Below are 3,304 nucleotides of genomic sequence, written 5' to 3'. Positions count from 1 at the left end.
TAAATTCCGCAGATTGATTAAAGCCATTACACCGTTATGCCCTTTCTGACCGTTTGTTTCCACCCATTGCCAGAAACCGGCTAGAGGGCGCTCGGAATCGGTTAAGGCGCGATTAGTGGTGGAATAGGGCATAATATTGCCGACGATCCGCACTTGCGTCGGTAAAACCCCGTATAGTTCGGCCAGAAAATTTTGGGCGTAGGGTTTCAAGCGAGTGGACTCCTGACAGATGCCGTCGAGTTGACACTCCCCCGCTAACCGCGGAGCGCGGTGTAGCAAGGGATTCTTGATTCATAGGCTCTTGACTAGATCGAACAGATTTAACTGAACGACCCCCGCCAGACCGCCTCCGCAAGGGTTTTCTAATACGGTCAGTCCGACCGCATTTTTTCCTCGATTCTCGATTACTTTTGCTGATGCTGTATCTCTCGGTTCAATGTGACCGCAAGAATCACACCGGTGAACTCTTTCCGATAACGACTTTTTGCCGGTAATCGCGCCACAATTCGGACACTCCTGGGAAGTTCCGTTTTTATCGACTTTAAGATAATATTTTCCCCGTTTCCAAGCGACAAACGGTAGTATCTCGTTAATAAAACTACCGATACCCGAATCTAGAGATTGTTTTCTAACGATCCCTCTAGACCAGGAAACGAAGTTAATATCTTCAACGAAGATATTATCGGCATATCACAAAGATAATGAGCTAGTTTAAAGTGCCAATCTCTACGGCTATTAGACACTTTTTCGTGTAATCTTGCTATCTTCTCCTGAAGTTTTAACCAATTGTTCGAGCCTTTAGTTTTCCGTTTCAAGCGTCTTTGTAGCAATTTAAGCTTACTCTGTACTTTCAACAAAAATCGAGGGGCTTTGATTAAATCTCCCCGTGAAGTAGCGACAAAACTTGCAATTCCCGCGTCAATTCCTAAACAGGTCTTCCCTACTGTCATATCGGGAACTAATTCCGTAGATTGGAAGGAAACCGAAACGTAAAATCCCGACGCTTTTTGGATAATTCGAGCTTGTTTAGGCTCGAACCAGGGCGGGTACTTTCTGGATTTCCTAATCCGAATTTTTCCCAATTGTGGAAAATTTAAGTATTCGTCACCTAAGAAGTTTATTGTAGGGGGTCTAAGTGGGTTTTAGCCTAACTGCCTAATCAAACAACAATCTTAAGCTTTATCTCCTCAGTCCTCAACAGTGGTACAATTGCCGTCATAGCTAGGGGTGTCTGAGGTAATCAGGCTGAGAAAGACCCTTAGAACCTGAGACTGGGTAATTCCAGCGTAGGGAAGCTGTTTACAGAGGAAATAAAATTATGAGACAAGAATGGGTTGCCCCCCGGCGCGGACAAGCAAATGTATCGCAAATGCACTACGCCCGTCAGGGGATAATTACCGAAGAGATGACGTATGTGGCAAAACGGGAAAATCTCTCTCCCGAATTGATTCGCAGCGAAATCGCCCGAGGAAGACTGATTATTCCCGCTAATATCAATCACCTCAACCTCGAACCCATGGCGATCGGTATTGCTTCTAAGTGTAAAGTTAATGCTAATATCGGGGCTTCCCCTAACTCCTCGAATATTAACGAAGAACTGGAAAAATTACACCTAGCGGTCAAATACGGCGCAGATACGGTGATGGATCTCTCCACCGGTGGCGGTAATTTGGACGAAATTCGCACTGCGATTATCAATGCTTCTCCTGTCCCCATCGGTACTGTACCCATCTATCAAGCGGTGGAAAGCGTTCACGGCAATATTGAAAAACTCACCCCCGAAGATTTCCTCCATATTATCGAAAAACACGCCCAGCAAGGGGTAGATTACATGACGATTCATGCGGGAATCCTCATCGAACACCTGCCTTTAGTCAAAACCCGTCTGACCGGGATTGTCTCCCGGGGCGGTGGTATTATTGCTAAGTGGATGCTGCACCACCACAAGCAAAATCCTCTCTACACCCATTTCGATGAAATTATCGAGATTTTCAAGCGTTATGACGTTTCTTTTAGTCTCGGTGACTCCCTGCGTCCTGGTTGTACCCATGATGCTTCCGATGCGGCCCAATTAGCGGAATTGAAAACCCTCGGCCAACTGACGCGCCGCGCTTGGGAACACGATGTACAGGTGATGGTGGAAGGACCGGGCCATGTTCCCATGGATCAAATTGAATTTAATGTGAAAAAACAAATGGAGGAGTGTAGCGAAGCACCTTTCTATGTTCTTGGTCCCCTTGTCACCGATATTGCTCCAGGGTACGATCATATCACTTCGGCGATCGGGGCGGCTCTGGCGGGTTGGTACGGGACGGCGATGTTATGTTATGTCACCCCGAAAGAACATCTCGGTTTACCCAACGCTGAAGATGTGCGAAATGGCTTAATTGCCTACAAAATAGCGGCTCATGCGGCAGATATCGCCCGTCATCGTCCGGGGGCGCGGGATCGTGATGATGAACTCTCCATTGCTCGTTATAATTTCGATTGGAATCGTCAATTTCAGTTATCCTTGGATCCCGATCGCGCTAAGGAATACCACGATGAGACTTTACCCGCAGATATCTATAAGACGGCGGAGTTTTGTTCGATGTGTGGACCGAAATTCTGTCCCATGCAAACTAAAGTCGATGCCGATGCGATTACGGAATTAGAGAAGTTTCTCGCTAGTCAGAATCAAGACAATTTAACCCCGGTTTAAAGGGGAGTTATGGGAAGGGCTGCTTGATTTCAGCCCTATTCCTAGCATAGAAGTCAAAATTCTGGGAATAGCCGCCGATTTTTTGACTAATTGACCCGTTTTTCTAGATATTGACCGATCATCAATTCTTGACCGGCGCGAGAGATAATAGTTTGTCGGGTGCGATATTGTTGACCGATGAGTTTAATTTCTTCTTCAAAGACAGAACCGGCGTATTCTGTTCTCAGACAGAGAGTAGAGGGGTTAGGAAAGGTATAAATGGCACTAACGGGTTTATCCGTCGCAAATCCCCGATCGCGATAGAGAATATTATCTAAAATACCGAATATAGTCGAACCGTTGGAGGGTTTTTTACTCTGGGGACGGAGATAATTACTTTGCCAAGTCACTTCCGTACCACCTAATAGAACTGTATCTTCCAGATTATGTAAACGGGCCAGTTGAATTAATGGTTCGCTGCCTTGGGGTAAATATTTAATCTCGATGGCGCTGATAACTTCTTGGGGTTCCGTTTCTTGGGTGAGGGTGTAATAACGTCTCTGGGATTGCCAGCGTCCTTCTGTCTGCTTAAAAAAGGCTAAAGCCAAAGTTTCTAGCGATAAT

Annotated in this window: 2 protein-coding genes, 2 pseudogenes and 1 riboswitch; of the genes and pseudogenes, 1 reads left to right on the top strand and 3 read right to left on the bottom strand. The window is 46.0% G+C overall.

The annotated features are described in order from the left end of the window. Both PX481_RS16280 and PX481_RS16275 read right to left on the bottom strand, forming a co-directional pair. Window positions 1–279: pseudogene (locus PX481_RS16280) on the bottom strand (hypothetical protein); the annotation flags it as partial. 12 nt (window positions 280–291) lie between these two features. Then, window positions 292–1,127, bottom strand: a pseudogene (locus PX481_RS16275) (RNA-guided endonuclease InsQ/TnpB family protein); the annotation flags it as partial. Window positions 1,128–1,213: 86 nt separating this feature from the next. Beyond that, a riboswitch (TPP riboswitch) is annotated at window positions 1,214–1,310 on the top strand. An 8-nt stretch (window positions 1,311–1,318) separates the two neighbouring features. Here PX481_RS16275 and thiC point away from each other — a divergent pair. Then, window positions 1,319–2,701: a phosphomethylpyrimidine synthase gene (gene thiC, locus PX481_RS16270; protein ID WP_002736411.1), complete on the top strand. Its 1,383-nt coding sequence runs from the start codon at window positions 1,319–1,321 to the stop codon at window positions 2,699–2,701. Window positions 2,702–2,787: 86 nt separating this feature from the next. Here the strand turns inward: thiC and PX481_RS16265 are convergent. Beyond that, a partial coding sequence (locus PX481_RS16265) for a phycobiliprotein lyase (RefSeq protein WP_288095006.1) occupies window positions 2,788–3,304 on the bottom strand: 517 nt, incomplete at its 5' end.

It is taken from the genome of Microcystis sp. M53603_WE2, from assembly GCF_030065435.1.
The sequence above is the reverse complement of the archived record's forward strand: the minus strand, read 5'-3'. Positions and strand labels throughout refer to the sequence as shown.